Below are 629 nucleotides of genomic sequence, written 5' to 3'. Positions count from 1 at the left end.
TTGAAGTTCTCACCGTTGCCCATACCACGACCACCGGATACCACGATGGCAGCGGAAGTCAGTTCTGGACGGTCAGACTTGGCCAGCTCTTCACCACCGAAGGCTGCCTTGGTGTAACCGGAGGCGAAACCAACGGCTTCAACGGCCGCAGCGCCGCCAGTGGCAGCAACGGCGTCGAATGCAGTGGTACGAACGGTCAGCACCTTGATGGCATCAGCGGTCTGATAGGTCGCAATGGCGTTACCGGCGTAGATCGGACGGGAGAAGGTGTCGGCAGACACCACTTCGATCACGTCAGACAGCATGTTCACGTCGAGCAGGGCTGCTGTGCGTGGCAGGAAGTCCTTACCGGTAGTGGTGGCTGGTGCCAGGATATGGCTGTAGCCTTTGCCGAGTTCAGCGACCAGATCGCCCATCACTTCACCCAGCTGGTGTTCGTAGATGGCGGCGTCGGCAACCAGAACCTTGGCAACACCGGTCGCTGCAGCGGCTGCAGACGCAACGGCGCCACAGTCTTTACCGGCGACCAGTACGTGTACGTCACCACCGATCTTGCTGGCTGCAGCCAGAGTGTTCAGGGTGGCGGCTTTCAGAGTGCTGTTGTCGTGTTCAGCAATTACCAGAATGGT

At 59.5% G+C, this 629-nt stretch carries 1 protein-coding gene; it reads right to left on the bottom strand.

Going from position 1 to position 629, the window contains the following annotated elements; translation table 11 throughout:
• The coding region (locus OUO13_RS20115) for an electron transfer flavoprotein subunit alpha/FixB family protein (protein WP_283174586.1) at positions 1-629 on the bottom strand (629 nt) is incomplete at both ends.

The sequence above is a fragment of the Parathalassolituus penaei genome, from assembly GCF_026626885.1.
Lineage (GTDB): Bacteria > Pseudomonadota > Gammaproteobacteria > Pseudomonadales > Oceanobacteraceae > Oceanobacter > Oceanobacter penaei.
Note: the sequence above shows the minus strand (reverse complement) of the source record. Positions and strands in the feature narration are given on the sequence as shown.